Below are 20,915 nucleotides of genomic sequence, written 5' to 3' on the forward strand. Positions count from 1 at the left end.
AATGACGAAATGACACCCGAAGCAGCCGATGCGACAGCCACGGCCTCCAAGCTGGCTGCAATTTCGTGGATCGCCGACAAGTCCCGCCCCTCACGGCCCGCACTTGCGGCCCTGGCCGGGCAGGATCGCTCAACCGGGCGCAACGGCGTCCGCGTCGCACCCCTGTTTGTGGTCTCGCCGGACAGTCAGGGGCGAAGGGTCATAGCCGTCGGAAACATGCAAATCCTGGTCGAGGCGGACAGCGGCGAAGTCGCGCTGAAGGCGGGCATTGCGGCACTTTGGCTCGAAGGGGCACACGCACACCGGTTCACGGCCGTGGATCCCGACGACGTCGGGTCCTTCCCCCTGGCGAACAGCGCGCTGGCTGGCGTGCTCCAGAAATTCACGGTTCCTGGCGGCTCCGCCGATGCCTTCGACCAGCACCACCGTGCGGCCCAGATCGCCAAGGACATTGCCGAGGCGTCCCGCAACGCGGTGGCCGACCTTCGCGAAGTGCGGTATCAGGTGGAGACGCAGCTGGTTGCCAGCAGTTCTTCGAAGCCCTCGGCAGTCGGGCACACATCGGTGGTGGAAAGCCTCCTGCAGCGCAATATTGTGTGCAGCCGCGCATCCGACCAGGCGCGCGAATGCCTCCGGGAGGGCCTGTGGGTGCACGTGACCGACCCCGAGGCCTATCACGCCTACCGCCGCCTGCAGGAGCCCGCGATCATCAATCCCGCGGCCCCGGCCACCGCCGGGACGCGGACGTGGATGCGGTTGCACGACGCCGGAATGCGCCAGTGCCAGGAGCTCCGCCGGCAGCTCGAGGCCGAGTCATCCTCCATCAGGGATCTGCTCACGTCGGCCGCCAGCATTTCGAGTTCGCGCGAAGCGGACTCCCAAAGCCGCTTCAACCTGCTGGTGGCGGTCATTTCGTTTGCCTTGGGCGTGCCGGCGCTGGTGCTTGCAGTCTATGGGGCCGACCTGATCATGCCGCTCACCACGGGGCAAAGGACCTGGGCGTACGTTCCCGTCCTTTCCGGCCTGGTCATCGCCGCCCTGCTCACGTACTTCAGGGCCCCCAAGGGCGAGCACCGGCTCACGTGGAGAATGGGCGCAGCCGGCATCCTCGCCGTCATCGTGCTGTTGATTGTTGCCGGACTCATTGCCGCATCACTCGGGCCGCGCAATTAGCCCCTGCCGCCCCGCCCGCCCCAGCCACCATCCCTGAAAGCAGTCACAGTGCACAGCCGCCGCAGACCCCGCGCCACCGATTTCATGAGGTCCTCTGTGCTGGCGTCCGTCCTCTTGGTGGCCACGGCGTGCGGCGGCGCCCCGGCGCCCGTGGCGGCACCGCCGTCGTCCTCCCCCAGCTCCCAAAACCCGGAACGCCCGACGCCGGCACCCACCTCCCAGCCCGCCCCCGCCCGGGCGCCGGCCTCCCCGACGGCCAAGGCCCCTGCTCCAAGCGCCAGGGCGGCCGTGCCCGCAGCCAACACCGGGCCGGCCTTCGCCGCCAGGGCGCTGGACGTCCTGGCCGGGCTCCCCGTCAAGGGCCGTGCGCCGAAAACGGGCTACAGCCGGGCGGAATTCGGCCCGGCCTGGGCGGACGTGGACAGGAACGGCTGCGACACCCGCAACGACATCCTGGGCCGCGACCTGACCGCCAGGACGTACAAGCCCGGAACGCGGAACTGCGTGGTGCTCACGGGGGTGCTGGCGGACCCCTACACGTCCACCGTGATCGACTTTGTGCGCGGGCCGAACAGCGCCGCGGTGCAGATCGACCACGTGGTGGCGCTCAGCGACGCCTGGCAGAAGGGCGCCCAGCAGCTGTCCGTGCAGGAACGCACGGCCTTCGCCAACGACCCGCTGAACCTGCTGGCCGTGGACGGGCGCACCAACCAGCAAAAGGGCGACGGCGACGCCGCCACCTGGCTGCCGCCGAACAAAGGCTACCGCTGCGAGTACGTGGCGCGGCAGATTTCCGTCAAGGCAGCCCACCGGCTGTGGGTCACGCAGGCCGAACACGACACCATGGCACGGATCCTGCGCAGCTGTGGCGGCATCCGGGTGCAGGCCGCCCCCACAGCTGCGGCGCCCGCGCCCGCGCCCAAGCCCGCACCCGCGCCCGCGCCCAAGCCGGCACCGGCCCCCCTGGTCCAGCCGCCGTCGAACGTCTTCTACCAAAACTGCGCGGCCGTCCGGGCGGCCGGGGCGGCCCCCATCCGGAGCGGCGATCCGGGCTTCCAGTCCAAGTTTGACCGCGACGGCGACGGGATCGGCTGCGAATAGCGACCCGGCTGCGCCAAGGCCTTCCATGAGTCTCGTCGCCCACTGGAAACTGCTGCCGGAATGGCTAAAATTAAGCCATGGCCCCCAGCGGTGAGCAGCCGGTGACCCCGGCACTGTGGATCCGCCACGACAGCGAGATTCTGCCGTTGTGGTGGGACCGGCTGTGCTCGCAGATAGGACCCCAACCGGCCTCGCGCTACGCCTCCGGACTCTTCGACAGCGACCGCCGCCGGCCCATCGCCCAGTGGTACAACCCGGCCCTCGGGGCCGCGCTCCTGGTGGCGATTGAAACCGGCCCGGAATGGCCCGTGCAGCGCTTTGCCGTCTTCTACGCCCCTCCGGGCGGCGGCTTCACCAAGATCCACATGGACAACCACGAGTGGTTCACCCGCACGCCGCAGAAGTCGCCCACCGAGGATGAGGCCTTCGCCGCCGCCATCGCCTCGGCCGAAGCCTTCCTCCAGGTGGAGATGGACTTCATCTAGCACCCGAAAGCTAGCACCCGAAAGCTAGCACCCGAAAGCTAGAACCCGAACGCCATCCGCGCCGCCAGAAACACCATGACGAGTGCGATCCCGCCGTCGAGCACGCGCCATGCGGCCGGCCGGGCAAACACCGGCCGCAGCAGCCTGGCCCCGAAGCCGAGCGCACTAAACCAGAGCACGCTGCCCAGCGCCGCGCCGGCGCCAAACCACCACCGCAGTTCGCCGTGCTCGTTGGCCAGCGTGCCCAGCAGCAGCACGGTGTCCAGGTAGACGTGCGGGTTCAGCCACGTCAGTGCCAGCACCGTGGCAAGCACGGCCCTGGGGCCCGGCGCGCCCTGCTGCCCGGAGGCCGTCAGCGTGCCGGGGTGGAAGGCGCGCCGGGCGGCGAAGGCGCCGTAGGCCAGCAGGAAGGCCGCCCCTGCCAGCCGGATCACCACCACCACGGCCGGCACCGCCCGCACCACCTCGCCGATGCCGAAGATCCCGGCGGCAATGAGGACGGCGTCGCTGACCATGCACACCAGGACCACCAGCCCCACGTGCTCGCCTCGGAGCCCCTGGCGCAGCACGAAGGCGTTCTGGGCGCCGATGGCGATGATGAGGGCCAGCCCGGCGCCGAGGCCGGTGCCCGCCGGGGCGAGGATGTCCAATGGAGTCACACCCATGAAACTACTAGGCTGGTGCAATGCAGTACAGCTAATTATTTTTAGGATACATAAGGAAATCTAATGTTGAATTTTCAGACTGAGCAGCTGCGCACCTTCCTGGCCGTCCTGGAACACGGCACCTTTGACGCCGCGGCCGGTGCCCTGCACGTCAGCGCCTCGGCCGTCTCCCAGCGCATCAAGGCCATGGAACAGGCGGCCGGCCAGGTGCTGCTGCAGCGCACCACCCCCATCCAGGCCACGGTGCCGGGCGCCGTGGTGCACAGGCTTGCCCGGCAGCTGCGCCAGCTGGAGGCCGACGCCGCGGCGGAACTGGGCGTGGCCGGCGCCTCCTCGGCGCCCATCCCGGTGGCCGTCAATGCCGATTCGCTGGCCACCTGGTTTATCGACGCGCTGGCCGCCGTGCCGGCAGGCTCGGGGCTGACCTTTGAGGTGCTGCGCGAAGACGAGCAGCATTCCGCCGGCCTGCTGCGGTCCGGGGAGGTCATGGCTGCCGTGACGGCCGCGCCCGACCCCGTCCAGGGCTGCTCCGTGGTGCCGCTCGGCGCCTTGCGCTACCGTGCCGTGGCCTCGGCCGCCTTCCTGCGGCTGTGGTTCCCCGGCGGTTTCAGTGCCGGGAAGCTGGGCGACGCGCCCACCATCCAGTTCGACCGCAGCGACACCCTCCAGTCGCACTTCCTGGCCTCCGTGACGGGCGGCTCCCCCGCCGGCCGGCAGCACTTCATTCCGGACACCTTCCAATTCGCCGCCGCAGTCCGCGCCGGGCTCGGCTGGGGGCTCATGCCACAAGCGCACTGCGCGGGCGGGCTGCGCGACGGCAGCCTGGTGGAGCTCGTGCCCGGCCGTGTCACCGCGGTCCCGCTGTACTGGCAGCGCTGGAAGATCCGGTCCGCCGCCCTGGACCTCCTGAGCGCCGCGGTAAGGACAGCGGCCGCTGCCGCCCTTTCGTAGCCTTCGGCGCCGGAGGCGGCCTGCGACATGGCGCACGGCTCCCCGTGGCGGACTTGTCACGGCCCCAATCCGCCCGCATCATTACAGATGAAGCAACCGCCAGGCCGCCCCAACCCAAGGACCCACGCATGACTTCCCCCAGCACGGCCCGCCGCAACCAACTGGTGCTGGTGGCCGGCCAGCTCCTGTCCGGGGTGGGCGTTGCCTCCGGCATTTCCGTGGGCGGCATCCTGGCCGCCCAATTGGCGGGCACGACGGCGGCATCCGGCTTTGTGCAGACCGCCTCCACGCTGGGCGCCGGGCTGGTGGCGGTGCCGCTGGCCAACCTGGCCGTACGCGCCGGCCGCCGCTGGGCGTTGAGCACCGGCCTCGCGCTGGGCGCCGTGGGAGCCGCCCTGGTCCTCCTGGCCGCGGGCCTGGGCCAATTCTGGCTCATGGCCGCGGGCATGCTGTTCTTCGGCGCAGCAAGCGCATCCGGCCTGCAGGCCCGGTACGCCGCGGTGGACGGCGCCCCTCCCGAGAAGGCCGGCAGGGCCATGGCGATCGTCATCTGGGCCACCACCGTGGGCTCCGTGGCCGGCCCCAACCTGTCCGAACCCGGCCGCCTCCTGGGCATCCGCCTTGGCGTGGTTCCCCTGTCCGGACCGTTCCTCTTTTCGCTCGTCGCGTTTGTCACGGCCGCGCTCGTCATCGCCACGTTCTTCCTTGGCACCCCCCACCCGGCCGAGGCCCATTCCGGCTCCCGCCCCGCCCCCCAGCCTGGGGACGCAGCACCGCCGGACGACGCCGGGCACCCGGCTGCCGCCGTCGTCGTCCGCCCCCCGCGGGGCAGCACTCCCCGGCGGCACGGGGCCTGGGCCGCCCTGCGCCTGGCCTCCCGCAACCCCCGCGCCCTCTCCGCCCTGGCCGCCGTGACGGGCGGCCACATGATCATGGTGGGCGTGATGGTCATGACGCCCGTGGCCATGGACGCGCACGGCCACTCGCTGGAGATCATCGGCATTGTCATCAGCGTCCACATTTTGGGCATGTACGCCGCCAGCCCGGTGTTTGGCTGGCTCGTGGACCGGGTCGGCGCGGGGCGCGTTGTGGGGCTGGGTTGCGGTATTTTCCTGGCGGCGATCGGGCTCGGCGCGGCCGTCTCGGACAGCAGCGATCCCGTGTTCATGTCCGTCGCGCTCGCCACCCTGGGCCTGGGCTGGTCCGCCTGCCTCATCGGCGGCTCATCCCTGCTCACCCAGTCGGTGCCGGAGGACATCAGGGTCCCGCTGCAGGGCGCCAATGACATGATGATGAATTTCGGGGCCGCCGGCATGGCCGCCGTGGCCGGGCCCGTGCTGGCCGGCGGCGGCTTTCTCTGGGTCAACCTGGTGGCCCTGGCCGTCCTGGTCCCCATGGTGGTCCTGGGGCTGCGCGCCCGCGGCACCGCACCGGAGGCCACCCCCGTGGACATGGTCGCAGCGGACTGAACGCCGGCGGAAAATAGTTGTCCACAGATGTGGCGTTTGGTGGTCCTGACTGCCCGCTTGTCAGTGCCTTCTTATAGAATCGAGGTACGGAGAAGATGAAGAAATCGAAATAATTGACGGATTTATATTCGTAAAATGGTTCACTGATGATCAGGGCGGGTGGGCAGCGTGGCGGCACCGGAGTGGTTGGAGCAGGGATCCGGCAGTGCGGTCCCCGTTCCCGCCCGCAAAGACCAGCCCGGCCGCGGCGACCAGGCCGCCCGAGTGAACCGGCCCGCGTCGGCCCCGGAGCCGACGTCGGCGGTGCCGGAGGGGTTCGCGGGGGCCTCGTTGTCGTCTGGGGAGGGGTGTTCCGTGCTGATTTCCACGGCCGGACTCCTCCTGGAGCAGTGCGCGGGCGCGTTCGATCCCATGGTGCTCGCCCAGCTGGATGCTGCGCTGGCCCACGAACTCGCTGCCGATGCCCGCCGGCGGGCCGACGACGCTGCTGAACGGCTCGAACAGCAGATCCGGACCGGGTCCGCGGCGGCGAATCTGGCTGACCTGGCCCAGTACGCCTCCGCCGCCAAGGGAACTGCCACAAAGGCGCAGGTCCAGGCGGCGGCAGCCACGGAGGTCGTCCTCGCCCTGGGCGGCGCTCTCGGCCGCACCGCCGCCTGCACCACGGACAACCCGACCGGCCCCACGGACAACCCGACCGGCCCCGGTACCGCCGCAGAGGGCTACGACGCTGCCGTGGTGGACAAGGTGGACCCCGCCGCCCTCGTGGACGTGATAGCCCGGTTGGAGGAAGTGAAGAATGCAGCGGCAGCGGCGCAGGCCCAGGCGGAGGCCGTGTTTGTTGCCCAGCAGCAGCTGGTCCAGGCCCGGGCCGGAATGCCGCGCGAGAAGATCGGCCGGGGCGTGGCGGAGCAGGTGGCCCTCGCGCGGCACGAGTCGCCCTGGCGTGGACGGCAGCTGTGCGGGCTCGCGTATGTCCTGGTCCGGGAAATGCCCCTCGCCATGGCCGCCTTTGGCGTCGGAACCCTCAGCGAGTACCGGGCTGGAATCCTCGCCCGGGAGACAGCATGTCTTTCGGCCGGGCACCGCGCTGCGGTCGACGCGATGGTTTGCGGTGACCCGGAACGGCTTGCCTCGATGGGAAGCAGGGAACTGGCGGCTGCCGCGAAGAGGGCAGCCCTGTCCCTGGACGCGGCCGCAGTCGCCAAGCGGTTCGCGCGCGCCGAATCGGAACGCTTCGTCTCCCTGCGCCCCGCCGCCGACGGGATGACCCTGCTCACCGCACTGGTCCCGTTGCGCCAGGGCGTGCGGATCTACAACCTCCTGACCAAGGTCGCGGACGGCGCCAAGGCGGCAGGGGACGAACGCGGCAAGGGCCAGCTCATGGCCGACGCCCTCCTCCACCGCCTGGTCAGCCACACCCCCTGCACCGAACACTCCGGCGGCGCGAACGCCACACGCGGCACCGATGGCACCGGCGGCAAGCTGGCGGATGCGGTTGCCGAAACGTCCCCTCCGGGCCGGGTCCGGATGTGCACCACGGTGTCGGAGCCCGACCTCGCCCTGCAACTGGTCATGACCGACCGTGCCCTCTTTGACGGCGCCAGCGACCCCGCCTTGCTGGTGGGCTACGAGCCCATCCCGGCGCCTGCCGCTCGCGCACTCGTCAGCGGCACCGGCAACAACGCCGACGACGCATTGACCGGCGGGTCGAACAGCGAAGGTGGCACCCGCACCGGGAACGACGACGGCATCGGTCCTTCGGGCGGGAAGCGCCCGGGCGGCGGGTCCCCATTTTCGCCCAGGGTGTGGCTGAAACGGCTTTTCACCCACCCGGAAACGAACGCGTTACTGGCCATGGACTCCAAGGGACGGCTTTTCCCGGAGGGCATGAAGGAATTTCTGCGCCTGCGCGATCAGACCTGCGCCTCCCCGTACTGCGACGCGCCGATCCGCGACTACGACCACATCAAGTCCTGGGCTGCCGGCGGGGAGACCAGCGTAGCGAACGGCCAGGGGCTTTGCAGGGCCTGCAACCAGGCCAAGGAGGCACCCGGCTGGACCGTCACGACCGGCCCAGGCACGCCTCCGCCTCGCACCATTCCGCCTGGCGCCGCTGGCTCCGAGGGAACCGCCGGGCCCAACGGCGCGGCCGAACCCCAGACCATTGTCACCACACCCACCGGCCACAGCTACGTCTCCACCGCCCCGCCGCTGCCCGGACCCGTGGGCAGCCAATTCAGCCGGCTCCGCACCCGGCGGCGCTGAGGCGGCATTGCCTGCCCAGACGGGCCGCCCGCAGGCCCGCCCGTCACAGCACTACACGGCACTACACAGCACAGCAGGAAAGTGTCGACTACACACCCACAATGTGCCGCAACGCCGCGTCCAGGGATTCGTGCCGGAACCTGTATCCGTCCTTTGCAACTTTTGCGGAGGAGACCCGCTGGTCGGCGAGCGCCAGTTCCTTGGCGCCCTGCCGGCCCAGCAGCAGCCGGGGCCCCAGGGCCGGCACCCTGACCGCCGACGGCCGGTGGAGGACCCCGCCGAGAATGCGGGCATACTGTTCGGCGGTCACTGGGTGCGGGGCCACGGCGTTGACGGGCCCAACCAGCGACTCCGACAGGACGGCGTGGGCAAAGATCCCGGCCACGTCGTCAATGCCGATCCAGCTTTGCCACTGCTCCCTGCCCAGCGGCCCGCCCACGCCGGCCAGGTAGAGCGGCAGCAGCCGCTGCAGCACCCCGCCGCCGGCCGACTGCACCACGCCCGTGCGCACGTTGACCACCCGCAGCCCGGCGTCGGCGGCCGGACGGCAGGCAGCTTCCCAGTCCAGGCACACCTGTGCCAAAAAGTCGGTGCCCGCGGGGTCGGTCTCCTCCAGGGCGCGGGAGGACGGCTGGCCAAAGTGGCCTGCGGGATGGTGGGGCGCCGCCCCGTAGTAGCCGACGGCGGAGGCGCTCACCAAGGTGCGCGGAACGCCGTCGGACGCCAGCTGGGCAAGCTTTTCGCTCAGCAGCGACGTCCCCTGGATTCGGCTGCGGTAGATGGCGTCCTTGGTCTTGGCCGTAAAGCGGCCGCCGATGGGATGCCCGGCGAGGTTGACCACGGCATCGCAGGCGGCCAGTTGGCGGGCATCCAGCGTTCCAGTGGAGGGGTCCCAAAAGATCTCCCCCGGACCTCGCGGCGTACGGCGCACCAGCTTCACCACTGTGTGCCCGCCGCCGCCCAGCAGTGCGCACAGCTGCGTGCCAATCAACCCGGACGCGCCGGTCACGGCGATGGTGAGCGCGCGTCCGCCATGCTGGCGGTGGAAGTCCAGCTCGCCGGAAAGCTGGCGGGCCCGGAAGTCAAACATCCGCCCGAGTTCGGCCTCCAGGCGGCGCACCGCCCACGCGCCGGCGGCCACGGGCGGCAATTCGTAATCCACCGTGTCCGTCATGAGGGTGCTGCCGGCAACAGGGCCATCGGCAAAGTCATGCCTGTGCGTCCAGCTGGTCAGGGGCCCGCTGGTCATGACGTCGGTGAACCGCTCCCCCGGCACCAGTTCCGTGTGCAGGGCCTCCCAGCGCAGCTGCGGCCGCACCGCATTGAGGCCGCGCAGCCTGGCCGGAAGCAGCCCCTGGACCGTGCCCGACGCGGCACCCAGCCACAGGCCCGCCCCGCCCGGGGCACCCACGCCCATGGCCGCCGTCGAGCCCGGCTCAATCCCCTGGCTGGGCTCGGCCAGCACCATTCCAAAGAACGACGGCGTGAGCCTCACCAGGGCGCCGGGCCGGGCAAACCACCGGAAGACGTCGGCGCGCGGGAAGGGAAGTGCGGTGGTTCGGCGAAACGTGTGCATGGTTCTCCCGCTGATTGGGGCCGGCATCATGGGCCTGCCGACAACTCCTGCCGCCTTCCACGTTACCCGGCCCTGAACCCGTGCGGGCAGCCTGCCGGGGGACCAAAGGCGGCGTCCACGCCGGACACGCGGCCGGGCGCCCGGCCGGGCGCCCGGCCGGACTCCAGCCATTCGAGCAGCTGCCGCACCGCCGTCTCGGGGCCTTCGGCCACCACCTCCACGGTGCCGTCGGCCCTGTTCACGGCACTTCCGTCCAGCCGCAGCTCGCGCGCCTTGCGGGCCGTGAGGTAGCGGAATCCGACCCCCTGGACGCTGCCGTGGACCACGGCCGCCAGCCGGACGGGCCTGCCTGCTGCACCTGCGTCTGCCATGGCGTGTCCTTCCCTGTTGGCCATATGCTCCCACAGGTCGACGCCCGCGGGGGAGGGCAGCCGGCCATTTTGTCGGTCCCGCTTGCTAGATTCAAGGGACTGCAAGCCAAACCGCCGGAAGGTGCCGCAATGTTTTTCCTCCCCTCCCCGCCCGGCATTCCGGACGACGGCGGCAGCCCCTTGATTTTTTCGGCCTCCGACCTCGTGGTGGCCAGTGAATGCGAATACCGCACGCTGCGGATCCTGGATGAGAGGCTGGGCCGGGCAGACAAGCCCGGCTTCCCTGAGGACCCCATGCTGCGCAGGGCCGCCGAGCTCGGCGACGTCTACGAGGAAAAGGTCCTGCACGAGCTCATCGCCCAGCACGGCCAGTGGGACCCGGCCACGGGCCGGGGCGTGAAGGCCGTGGAGCGGGCCGCCGACCCCGACGGCAGTCCCGCGGCACCCACCTGGGACGGCTTGGCGGCGAAGCGGGAAGAAACGCTGGCTGCACTTCGGGGCGGGGCCGACGTCGTCTTTCAGGCAACGTTCTTTGACGGATCGTTTGTCGGTTTTGCCGACTTTCTGGTGAGGCAGGATGACGGCTCGTATGCGGTGTGGGACACCAAGCTGGCCCGGCACGCACGGGTCAGCGCCCTGCTGCAGCTGGCCGCGTACGGCGACCAGCTGCAAAGCTACGGCATTCCCGTGGCGCCCGTGACCACCCTGGTGCTGGGCGACCGCAGCCGCAGCGGCCACCCGATGCGCGACCTGCTGCCGGTGTTCCGCGAACGCCGCGGCAACTTCCTGGCCCTGGTGTCCGGCCACCGGAGCCAGCCCCGGCCGGTCGCGTGGCTTCAGGACGGCATCAGCCATTGCGGCCGCTGCGACTACTGCGCCGAGCAGGTCCGGGAGCACCGCGACCTGCTGCTGGTGAACGGCATGACCGGTGCCCAGCGCCGCAAGCTCATGGCCCAGGGCGTCGCCACCATTGACGCCCTCGCCCGGATGCGCCCGGACGCCGCCACTGGGCCGCTGGCCCGCCTCCGCGACCAGGCCCGCATGCAGCTGGGGCTCGATCCAGCCGACGGCACGCGGACCTTCGCCAAGGACGGCAGCGGGCACGCAGTCAGCTACAAGGTGCTCCGGGACAGCGTCAGCCGACTGCCCGACGCCAGTCCGGGCGACATCTTCTTTGACTTTGAGGGCGACCCGCTGTGGCAGGACCCCGTGACCGAAAAGTGGGGCCTCGAGTACCTGTTCGGCTCCATCGAGGCGCCGGTCCCGGGGACGGACACCCCTCCCGTGTTCAGGCCGTTTTGGGCACATTCGCGCCTCGAGGAACGGGCGGCGCTGCTCGACTTCATCGCCTACGTGGAGGCGCGCCGGGCGGTCCATCCGGACATGCACGTCTACCACTATGCGCCCTACGAAAAATCGGCCCTGCGCAACTTGTCCGTGCTGCACGGCGTGGGGGAAGACGCCATCGACAACTGGCTGCGCACCGGCCTGCTTGTGGACCTGCTGGACACGGTCCGCCAGTCGGTTCGCATCTCGGAGGACTCCTACTCGATCAAGAAGCTGGAACCGCTGTACATGGGCGACCACCTCCGCAGCGGGGACGTGAAGGATGCGGGCGCCTCCGTGGTGGCCTACGCCCTCTACTGCGCCGCGCGCGACGACGGACTGGCCGGGGACACGGCCAGGGCCAAGGAGGCGCGGCAGATCCTGGCGTCCATCAGCGACTACAACGAGTACGACTGCCTCTCCACCCTGCGCCTGCGGGACTGGCTGCTGGGGATAGGCGCGGCCGTCCAGGTCCCGGCGTGGACGGCGGGCAGCGGGAAGCTGGACATTCCCGAGGCGAAGGAAGGCGGCTACGAGCCCACGCCCGAGGAACTGCTGCTGGAGGCCTACCTCAACGGGCTGGCCATGGAAAAGGGGCACGTCCTGACGGCTGACGAGAACGCCGTCGCCATGGTGGCCGCGGCCGCCAGCTACCACCGCCGCGAGGACAAGCAGTTTTGGTGGGGCCATTTTGACCGGCTCGAAAAACCCGTGGACGCCTGGCCCGAGGAACGCAACATGCTTGTCATCCAGGACGCCGAGGTCGTGAAGGACTGGGACAAGGCAACGCCGCGGGCCCGGACCCTGACCCGGACCCTGCGGATTTCCGGCTCGGCCACGGAAGGCTCGGACTTTCGGCCCGGAACGCAGTGGTTCGGCATGTTCAACGCCCCGCTCCCGGAGGGGATGGCGGAGGAGGGCGCGGACCCGTCCCGGCGTGGCGGCCTGTTCAACCTCACGGTGGTGGAGGACTGCTCCGATCCCTCCACGCCGGAGCTGACATCCCTCCTCGTGACGGAAAAGTCCAGCCAGAGGGTGCCGGCCCACCACCAGCTGCCGATGGCGTTGACGCCGAACAAGCCTGTGGCCACCAGGAGCATCCGCGAGGCACTTTCCACGCTGGCCGCCACGGTGGGCGGCACGCTCCCCGGCCTGCCGAAACATCCGGGCGTGGAGATCCTGCGCAAGGCCCTCCCCCGACTGGCCGACGGCGGGAGCCTGCCGCCCGCCGTCGTCCCCGCGGCGGCGCCGGGCAACGGGCACGGCCCGGGGGGCCGCGACTACGTTTCCGTCATCACCTCGGCGGTGCTGGCGCTGGACCATTCCTATGTGGCCGTGCAGGGGCCGCCCGGGACAGGCAAGACGCACGTCGGCTCGCACGTGATCGCCCGGCTTGTCGAGCGCGGATGGAAGGTGGGCGTGGTGGGGCAGTCCCACGCGGTGGTCGAGAACATGCTGCGCGCCGCCATTGAAAAGGCCGGCGTGGACCCGCAGCGGGTGGGGAAGAAGCTGGCCGCGCCGCACAAGGTGCCGTGGCACATCACCGACGACCAGCAGTTTGGGCGGCTGCTGGGTGGCCCCGAAGGGGCGCTGATCGGCGGCACCGCCTGGACCATGACGGGCGCCAATGTGCCCCCCGGGTCGCTGGACCTGCTGGTCGTTGACGAGGCCGGCCAGTACTCGCTGGCCAACACGCTGGCCGTGGCACAGTCCGCCAGCCGGCTCCTGCTGCTGGGCGATCCCCAGCAGCTGCCGCAGGTCACGCAGGGCTCGCACCCGGCGCCGGTGGATGAATCCGCGCTCGGCTGGATCTCGGAGGGGGAGCCCACACTGCCGCCGGAGAAAGGGTACTTCCTGGCCGACTCCTGGCGCATGCACCCGGAGCTGTGCGCCGCTGTGTCGTTTCTCAGTTACGACGGAAAGCTGGAGTCCGCGCCCGCAGCCTCCCAACGGAACCTGGCCGGCACGCCGCCGGGCGTGGAGTCCGTCCTGGTGGAGCAAACCCCCGGCAGCGGCCGGGACAACCGGCAGTCCTCGCCCGAGGAGGCGGCCGAGGTGGTGAAGCAGGCGAAGGCGCACATCGGGCTGCCGTGGACACCCGGTGCGGGCGCCGCGCCGCGCCCGCTCCGGCAGGAGGACATCCTGGTGGTGGCCGCCTACAACGCCCAGGTCCACCTGGTGCGAGGCACGCTGGACCGCGCCGGACTGCCGGACGTCAGGGTGGGCACTGTGGACAAGTTCCAGGGCCAGGAAGCCCCCGTGGTGCTGGTCACCATGGCCTGCGCCGACCCCGCGGGCGCGCCGCGCGGCATGGAATTCTTGCTCAACCGCAACCGCATCAACGTGGCGGTCTCGCGCGGGCAGTGGCGTGCCGTCATCATCCGCTCCCCGCAGCTGACAAATTTCATGCCCACAAAGCCCGCGGGCATGGCGGAGCTGGGCGCGTTCATCGGCCTCTGCAGCCGCTGATGCCGGGCGCGGGCATCCCCGGGGATAAAATGAAAGACCGTGCCCCGACCCCGCAAAGGCCCCCATGCGCCCCACTGACAATGCCGTTGCGCAGTGGCATGCCCAAAAGCAGCTGCGGCACAGCCCCGCGTGGCGTCTCATGCAGGCCGCGCCCTGGTCGCTGGCCTTCCTGAGGGCCGAGTTCACCGCGGCCAGGCAGCGCGTCCCGCTCGAGGAATTCCACGCCGACCTCGCCGCGTTCATGAAGGAGCTGCGGCACGAGAACCTCAGCCTGAACGAGTCGTGGCAGGCCTCCAACTACGCCGATTCCTGGGTACGCAGCCAGTTCCTGGCCCGTCCCATGGTGGACGGCCGCTTTGTCTACGAACCCACGGCCGCCGCCACCCGGGCGCTCGCGTTCCTGGACTCACTCACGCAGGAGCGCACCAACCTGAACAGCTCCCGGCTGAGCACCCTGCTGACCAGCATTGAGACGCTGTCCTTCCAGACAGACCCCAACCCGGAGCGCCGCATTGCCGTGCTCGAGGCGGAAATCGCCGAGCGCCAGGGCGAGATTGAGGCCCTGCGCAACGGCGGGAACCCCGCTGTCCTCTCCGACAACTCCGCCCTGGCGGCCACGCGCAGCGTCCTGGACCTGGCGTCCGGCCTCCCGGCCGACTTCAAGCGCATGCGCGACGGCGTGGAGGGCATGCTGCACACCATCCGCCAGGAAATCATGGAATCCTCCGTCACCAAAGGCGTGGCGGTGGGCCAGGTCCTGGAGGGCGACAAGGCGCTGCGCAACACGGCCGAGGGCGAGACCTTCCAGGGCTTCACCGAATTCCTCAACGACCCCGCCCGGCAGGCCCGCTTCCGGCAGGCCGTCAACGAGGTGCTCGAACGCGGCTTCACCGGACAGCTCAGCAGCGAGGAACGCAGCACCCTGGCCACCCTGGTCCGTGAAATGCGCCGCCAGGCCGCGGACGTCCACGCCATCTACGGCCGCCTGTCCGAGAGCCTGCACAGCTACGTGATGAGCGACGAGTTCCGGGAATCCATCCTGCTGCGCAAGGCCATCCACGCCGCCGAGCAAGCCACCGCCCGAGCCCCGCTGGGCCCGCGGACCCCCGTGGTGGGGCCGCTGCTGTACGCTCCCGCGTTTGAAACCCTGGCCGGCCTGGGCATCTTCAACCCCGGGGACCACGTCCCGCCGCCGCCGCTGGCCGCCCCGCCCGCCCTCAGCGGCGCGGACATCCACCGCACCCCCGCCACGCCGCCACCGGACATGCGTGCCGTCCACGCCGCCGTCGCACTGGCCCGCAGCACCCGCAACGGCACGGCCACCCTCGCCGACGCCTACGCCGAACTGCCCGCCGCGCTGCGCCACATCAACACCATCCGCGGGCTGCTGCTCGCCGCCCGCGCGACCGACCAGGCCGTTGACCCGGCCCGCACCCAGACCCTCCGCTTCACCCAGATCGACGGCACGGAGCGCACCGCCCGCCTGCCGCTGGTGACGTTCACAAAGGACACCGCCCCATGACTCCCAGTACCGTGACTTCCCAGGAAACGTACGACGCCGGGACCCCGCCCGCCGCGTCCGGCCCCAGTGACGCGTACCGCACCGAGAGGTCCCTGTTCCCCGGGGACACAGGCTCGTTCCCCCTGGAGCTGCGCCAGGCGCTGGTCCGCCTGCTGCGTGGACCCTACATCGACGGCACCGCGGAGGCGCCGCTGTGGACAGCCATCCTGACCCACCGGGCCTCGCTGCAGCAGTACCTGAGTGAAATTTTCCTCGTGCTCACGGTGGACCCGGAACGCAAGATCGCCCTGCTGACGCCGGCCGGAGTCGACGCCGTCCACACGCAGCCCATCGTGGCCCGCAAACCGCTCCGCCGTGAGGAGACCCTGCTGGCCCTGCGGCTGCGCCTGCTTCTGGACCGCCAGGCAGGCACCGGCACGGACGCCACCATCACCCGCAGCGGCGCACGTGAAGTCCTGGCCGAGCACCGCCAGCCCGGCGCCGTGGACGACAAACGCCTGGACGAGCTGACAGATTCGTCGCTGGCCAGGCTGCTGGCGCTGAAACTGCTCCTGCCCACGGAACTTCCCGGCGAGTACCGGGTCAGCAACGCCCTGGCGCTGGCCCTGCCCTTTGACACGATCGACCAGATCCCCGCCTACCTGGCCGCCCTGGACGGCAGCGCGGACGCGCCGGATGACACCACGGGGGACAGCACACAGGAGGAAGCCGCAGAATGAGCATTGCGACCACCCTGCCCATCGGCGAGGAAATCAACCCCGGCCAGTACCGGCTCTGCCAGATCCAGATCATCAACTGGGGCACGTTCCACGGCCGGCACGCCATGTACGTGGACCGCGCCGGAACCCTGCTGACAGGTCACCCGGGCGTGGGCAAATCCACCCTCTTTGACGGCATCCAGCACATTTTCCATGCGGCCCCGCGGCTGAACGAGTCCGCCCACGAGGCGTCCAACCGCAAGGACCGCCGCACCACCTTCAGCTACATGCGCGGGCGCCAGCTCAAGACGCCGGACGGCACCGTGTACCAGCGGCCCAGCGCCACCTGGTCCGCCACCGCCCTGGCCTTCGAGGACGGCCTGGGCCGGCACGTCACCATTGCCGCGCTCTTCGACCTGCCCGCCAACGGCCTCGAAGGCCAGGTGGGCAAGCACTACGTGATCCACGACCGCCCGCTGGACACCAACGCCCTGGAAAAGCACGGCAGCCGCCGGTTCTCGCCGTCGTCCCTGCTTGCCGCCCTGCCCGGCTGCGAGGCCTTTGACGTGCACAAGACGTTCGCGGAACGCTTCCGGCGCAAGCTCGGCATCGACAACGACAAGGCGTTCAGCCTGCTGCGCACCCTGCAGAACGGCAAGGGCCTGGACAAGGGCGTCAACCGGTTCTTCCGCTACGAGGTGCTGGACAAGCCGGCAACCCTGGCTGCGGCCAAGGCCGCCGTGGACGACTTCAGCCACCTGCGCGGCATCTACCGCCAGCTTGAGGACGCCCGGGGCCAGCGCGACGCACTCGCCCCCGTGCCGGACCTGCACCGAAATCTGCGGGAGTTCAGGAAATCCCATGATCGCACAGTTGAACTAAAAAACATCCAGCTGCCGCTCCTGCGCCGCCGCTTCCAGGCCGAACTGCTCGCCGCCAAGGCCGTGGCACTCGAGGAACAGCACGGCCAAACGCTCATGGAGATCGAGGCTGCGGCCGCCGCCAAGGACGCCCTGGCGGAATCCGTGGCGGCCCTGGACGAGCAGCACGCCAGGCATGGCGGGCGCGCCATCGAAGGCCTGGAAAGGGACATCCGTGCGGCCAGGCGGGAACTGGAGGAGCGCCTCCGGCTGGAGTCGGCCGTCCGCGACGACCTCGCGGCGGCCGGCCTCGACGCCCCCTGGACCCCGGAAGGCCTGGCGGCCGCACGGCGGGAGGCGGGGGCCGGCGTCGGCCTTCAACTGGCGGAAACCGAGACGGCCCGCACCCGCGAGTACGAGGCCGTGGCGGAGAGCATCAACGCCAAGGCCGAGGAGAAGAGGCTCCGGGCGGAGATCGCCTCCTACCAGCGGCGCGGCAGCAACATCGACGGCCGCAGCGCCGCCGCCCGGCGCGCGATCTGCGCCGAGACCGGCCTGGACCCCGCGGAGCTGCCGTTTGCCGGGGAGCTGGTGGACATCGCCGCCGGCCATGCGGTCTGGCGCCCGGCCGCGGAAAAGGTGCTGCGGTCCCTGGCCACCACGCTGCTTGTGCGCGCTGTGGACATTGAGGCCGTGACGCACGCCGCCAACGGCCTGGACGGCTTCGGCAGGCTGCGCTGGATCAACATGGGCGCGGCCGCGCGCCCCGCCGATCCCGGCGAGGGGCACCTGGCCACCAAACTGGACTTCCACGCGTCCGACGCCGGCGCCTGGCTGCGCGCCAAGGTGGCCCGGGACTTCGCCTTCCGGTGCGTGGACAGCGACGCGGAGCTGCATGCCCACGAACGGGCCATTTCGCTGGCCGGGACCCTGAAGGCCAACGCGTCCACCTTTGAACGCGACACCCGCGCCGTCAACCCTGCCGACTACCTGCTCGGCTTCACCAACGTGGACAAGATCGCGCAACTCGAGACCCGGGCCGACGGGCTGGCCGCCGCCTGCGAGAGCGCTGCAGCCCTGGCCGAGCAGCGCAGCAGGGCCAAGGACCAGCAGGCTGGACGGCTGGACGCGCTCCGCCGTGTGGCCGGGGACACCCGTCCGTTTGAGCAGCTCGAGTCCGGCGCCCTGTCGGCGCAGCTCGGGAAGCTGCAGCAGGCGCTCCAGGCGGCCGTTGACAGCAGCGCCACCTTGGCGGGCATCAGGGAGGCGCTGGGCGGGGCGAAGGCGGAACTGGAGGCCGCCGTCGGCCGCGTGGCCGTGCTCAACAACCACCTCTCCGGGGTGGAACGGGAACTGTCGGACCTCCGGGACGAGGCGGCAGCCACCTCAGCGAAGGCCCGCACGGAGCCGCCCGCCGGGTGGGCCGTGGAAGCCTTCGCCCCCTACACGGCCGGCGGCGGCCCTGACAGCCTGAAGGAACTGGACCAGCTGTTCAGCCAAGCCGCGCTGGACCTGGGCGAACGCGCCGCGGCCGCCAAGGAACGCATCTTCCGCACCGAAGGCGCGCTGGTCGAAATCTTCAAGGCATTTGCCCGCGAGTTCGGGCCCGGCATGGGCGCCAGCCACGGCACGGGGGCTGACGCGGCCGAACACTATGAGGAGCTCCACGGGCGGATCATTTCCGACGGCCTGCCGCAGCGGCAGGAGGAATTCCGCGAGTATTTCAACAACCGCTCCTATGAGCGCTTTTCCGACCTCCTGCAGCTGCTGGAGGAGGAACGGCGCGCCATTGCGGAACGAATCCTGCCCCTGAACCAGATCCTGGCGGACGTGCCGTTTGAGAAGGGCAGCCGGCTGCGCCTGGAAGTGGCCACCGCCATCCCCGAGGAGGCCCGGGCCTTCCGCACCGACTTGAAGGAGGCCCTGGGGAACGCCTACGCCAAGGCCACGGAGGAGAAGATGACTGCCAGCTACCAGCAGCTGGAGCGCCTCGTGGACGCCCTCAACGACCGCTCCATGCAATCCTGGGCCGACACCGTGCTCGATGTCCGCCAGCACGTGAGAATCAGCTGCAACGAGCACCGCCCCAACGGCGACGTGGAGCTTGGCCTGGAACCGGGCACCCTCTCCGGCGGCGAGGGACAACGGTTCACATCGTTCATCATGGGCGCCGCCCTGGCCTACCAGCTGGGCATCGACATCCAGGGCTACAGCAGCTATGGGACGGTGATGATCGACGAGGCGTTCATCCAGGCCAACTCCGAATACGCCGGCGCGGGCATCAATGCCCTGCAGGAGTTCGGCTTCCAGCTGCTGCTGGCCGCGCCGGAGGACAAGGTGGACCTCTCCCGGCACCTGGGCTCCGTCACGGACATCATCAAGCACCCCCAGGCCAACGTCTCAGGCTTTGTCTCCTCGGGGCGCTCGCCCGCCACGGCAACGGACATCATCCTGCGCTGACGTCGGCCGGCATGGTGCCGCAGCGCAATGTGACGCATCTTCACGCCGCGTTGCGATCGGTGGCAGGCGCTTCGGGTAGTGTCGACACCAACAAACCTTGAGCACCTGTCGGACTCACCCGGCCTGTCCATCGACGTACAGGCCGGCCCGGCACTGCGAGGCCCTGCCGCGCCCCACCTCACAGCCCGGCAGCCGCCGTCGTCCCGGCACATCAGGGCCCGGACGCTCTCGCGCCTCCCACCTTGGAAGCGACGCAGGAGAATTACATGTCAATCGAAGCAACCACCACCCCATCCACTGGCAGCCACATATCCCTTTCCGAGCAGGAGATCTTCGCCGCCCACGTTGGCGGCAAACTTTCAGTCACCAGCAAGGTCCCGCTGGACAGCCTGCGGGACCTGTCCATCGCCTACACGCCAGGCGTGGCCAAGGTCAGCCGCGCCATCGCCGCCGATCCCGCCTTGGCGGGCAGCCACACCTGGGCCAGCCGCCTCGTGGTCGTGGTCAGCGACGGCACGGCCGTCCTGGGACTGGGAGACATCGGTCCCAGCGCGTCCCTGCCCGTCATGGAAGGCAAGTCCGCCCTCTTCAAGGCCTTCGGCGGGCTGGACTCGATCCCCCTGGTGCTGGCCACCACAAACGTTGATGAAATAATTGAAACCCTGGTCCGGCTGCGCCCGAGCTTCGGTGCGGTCAACCTGGAAGACATCTCCGCCCCACGCTGCTTTGAGCTCGAAGAACGCCTGATCGAGGCGCTGGACTGCCCCGTCATGCACGACGACCAGCACGGCACTGCCGTGGTGGTCCTGGCGGCACTCACGAACGCCGCCAAGGTGGTGGGCAAGGAGCTCAGCGCCATGCGCGCCGTCATTTCCGGTGCCGGCGCCGCGGGCATTGCCGTGGCGCAAATACTGCTCGACGCCGGCCTGGGCGACGTGGTCCTCCTCGACTCCCGCGGCATCGTCCATCAGGACCGCGTCGGGCTCAACGCCATCAAGGCCGGCTACGCCGCCAGGACAAACCGGCAGGGGCTCCGCGGCGGCATCGCGGAAGCGCTGGACGGGGCAGATGCAGTGGTTGGGGTGTCGTCCTCGACCATCCCCGAGGATGCCCTGGCCCGAATGAATCCCGGTGCCATCATCTTTGCCCTGTCCAACCCGGACCCCGAAGTCATGCCGGACGTGGCGCAACGATACGCAACCGTGGTGGCCACAGGGCGCAGCGACTTCCCCAACCAGATCAACAACGTACTGGCCTTCCCGGGCATCTTCCGGGGTGCGCTGGACGCCGGTGCGCGCCGGATCACGCCCGCCATGAAACGCTCGGCGGCAAATGCGATTGCGGACCTCGCGGCAGGCAGCCTGGCCCCGGACTACATTGTCCCCAGCCCCCTGGACCCGCGCGTGGGCCCTGCCGTCGCGGCCGCGGTGGCTGCCGCGGTTTGAGCTGGGCGCGCCGGCGGCTGGTCTCGTGTGGGCGCGTCCGGGCTGGTTCCGGGCCCGCGGGGGCGGGGCAGGAGTG

General features: G+C 70.2%; 15 protein-coding genes. 11 read left to right on the forward strand and 4 right to left on the reverse strand.

Annotated features, from left to right (window positions below):
* Positions 1-9 precede the first annotated feature (9 nt).
* The 3 genes from G6034_RS15305 to G6034_RS15315 all read left to right on the forward strand — a co-directional run bounded on the left by G6034_RS15305 (position 10) and on the right by G6034_RS15315 (position 2,759).
* Entirely contained in the window at positions 10-1,173 is a 1,164-nt protein-coding gene (locus G6034_RS15305) for a hypothetical protein (protein WP_176635973.1), read from the forward strand.
* Positions 1,174-1,257: 84 nt separating this feature from the next.
* On the forward strand, positions 1,258-2,274 hold the full coding sequence (locus G6034_RS15310) for a GmrSD restriction endonuclease domain-containing protein (protein WP_176635974.1): 1,017 nt from the start codon (positions 1,258-1,260) through the stop codon (positions 2,272-2,274).
* A gap of 77 nt (positions 2,275-2,351) precedes the next feature.
* Positions 2,352-2,759: a hypothetical protein gene (locus tag G6034_RS15315; RefSeq protein WP_176635975.1), complete on the forward strand. Its 408-nt coding sequence runs from the start codon at positions 2,352-2,354 to the stop codon at positions 2,757-2,759.
* Between the two features lie 38 nt (positions 2,760-2,797).
* On the opposite strand, the gene G6034_RS15320 is transcribed toward G6034_RS15315, so the two are convergent.
* Positions 2,798-3,424, reverse strand: a complete 627-nt coding sequence (locus tag G6034_RS15320; protein ID WP_176635976.1) for a LysE/ArgO family amino acid transporter — start codon at positions 3,422-3,424, stop codon at positions 2,798-2,800.
* Between the two features lie 63 nt (positions 3,425-3,487).
* Here G6034_RS15320 and G6034_RS15325 point away from each other — a divergent pair, with 63 nt between their 5' ends.
* On the forward strand, positions 3,488-4,375 hold the full coding sequence (locus tag G6034_RS15325) for a LysR family transcriptional regulator ArgP (RefSeq protein ID WP_176635977.1): 888 nt from the start codon (positions 3,488-3,490) through the stop codon (positions 4,373-4,375).
* A gap of 128 nt (positions 4,376-4,503) precedes the next feature.
* Entirely contained in the window at positions 4,504-5,844 is a 1,341-nt protein-coding gene (locus tag G6034_RS15330) for an MFS transporter (protein ID WP_176635978.1), read from the forward strand.
* 140 nt (positions 5,845-5,984) lie between these two features.
* Here G6034_RS15330 and G6034_RS15335 read toward each other — a convergent pair whose 3' ends face one another.
* Complete coding sequence (locus G6034_RS15335) at positions 5,985-6,212, reverse strand: hypothetical protein (RefSeq protein ID WP_176635979.1); 228 nt, start codon at positions 6,210-6,212, stop codon at positions 5,985-5,987.
* On the opposite strand from G6034_RS15335, the gene G6034_RS15340 reads away from it, so the two are divergent.
* The gene (locus G6034_RS15340; protein ID WP_343038093.1) at positions 6,199-8,112 is read left to right on the forward strand and encodes an HNH endonuclease; all 1,914 of its coding nucleotides are present in this window, start codon (positions 6,199-6,201) and stop codon (positions 8,110-8,112) included. The two genes, G6034_RS15335 and G6034_RS15340, sit on opposite strands and share 14 nt — an antisense overlap.
* Positions 8,113-8,200: 88 nt before the next feature.
* Here G6034_RS15340 and G6034_RS15345 read toward each other — a convergent pair whose 3' ends face one another.
* Positions 8,201-9,688 carry a TIGR01777 family oxidoreductase gene (locus tag G6034_RS15345; protein ID WP_176635980.1) on the reverse strand — a complete coding sequence of 496 codons (1,488 nt, stop codon included), beginning with the start codon at positions 9,686-9,688 and terminating at the stop codon, positions 8,201-8,203.
* Positions 9,689-9,750: 62 nt separating this feature from the next.
* Positions 9,751-10,059 (reverse strand): acylphosphatase, encoded by a 309-nt coding sequence (locus G6034_RS15350; RefSeq protein ID WP_176635981.1) that lies wholly within the window; start codon positions 10,057-10,059, stop codon positions 9,751-9,753.
* Between the two features lie 129 nt (positions 10,060-10,188).
* Here G6034_RS15350 and G6034_RS15355 point away from each other — a divergent pair, with 129 nt between their 5' ends.
* The 5 genes from G6034_RS15355 (at position 10,189) to G6034_RS15375 (ending at position 20,839) form a co-directional block, all read left to right on the forward strand.
* Positions 10,189-13,854, forward strand: a complete 3,666-nt coding sequence (locus G6034_RS15355) for a TM0106 family RecB-like putative nuclease (RefSeq protein WP_176635982.1) — start codon at positions 10,189-10,191, stop codon at positions 13,852-13,854.
* A 64-nt stretch (positions 13,855-13,918) separates the two neighbouring features.
* Entirely contained in the window at positions 13,919-15,376 is a 1,458-nt protein-coding gene (locus G6034_RS15360) for a DUF3375 domain-containing protein (RefSeq protein WP_176635983.1), read from the forward strand.
* Positions 15,373-16,095: a DUF4194 domain-containing protein gene (locus tag G6034_RS15365; RefSeq protein ID WP_176635984.1), complete on the forward strand. Its 723-nt coding sequence runs from the start codon at positions 15,373-15,375 to the stop codon at positions 16,093-16,095. The genes G6034_RS15360 and G6034_RS15365 overlap by 4 nt, the downstream gene beginning before the upstream one ends.
* Complete coding sequence (locus G6034_RS15370) at positions 16,092-19,394, forward strand: ATP-binding protein (protein WP_176635985.1); 3,303 nt, start codon at positions 16,092-16,094, stop codon at positions 19,392-19,394. Before G6034_RS15365 ends, G6034_RS15370 begins: the two co-directional genes overlap by 4 nt.
* Before the next feature lie 266 nt (positions 19,395-19,660).
* Positions 19,661-20,839, forward strand: a complete 1,179-nt coding sequence (locus G6034_RS15375) for an NAD(P)-dependent malic enzyme (protein WP_176635986.1) — start codon at positions 19,661-19,663, stop codon at positions 20,837-20,839.
* Positions 20,840-20,915: the final 76 nt, after the last annotated feature.

Source organism: Arthrobacter wenxiniae (assembly GCF_013376105.1).
In the GTDB taxonomy this organism is placed as follows: Bacteria; Actinomycetota; Actinomycetes; order Actinomycetales; family Micrococcaceae; genus Specibacter; species Specibacter wenxiniae.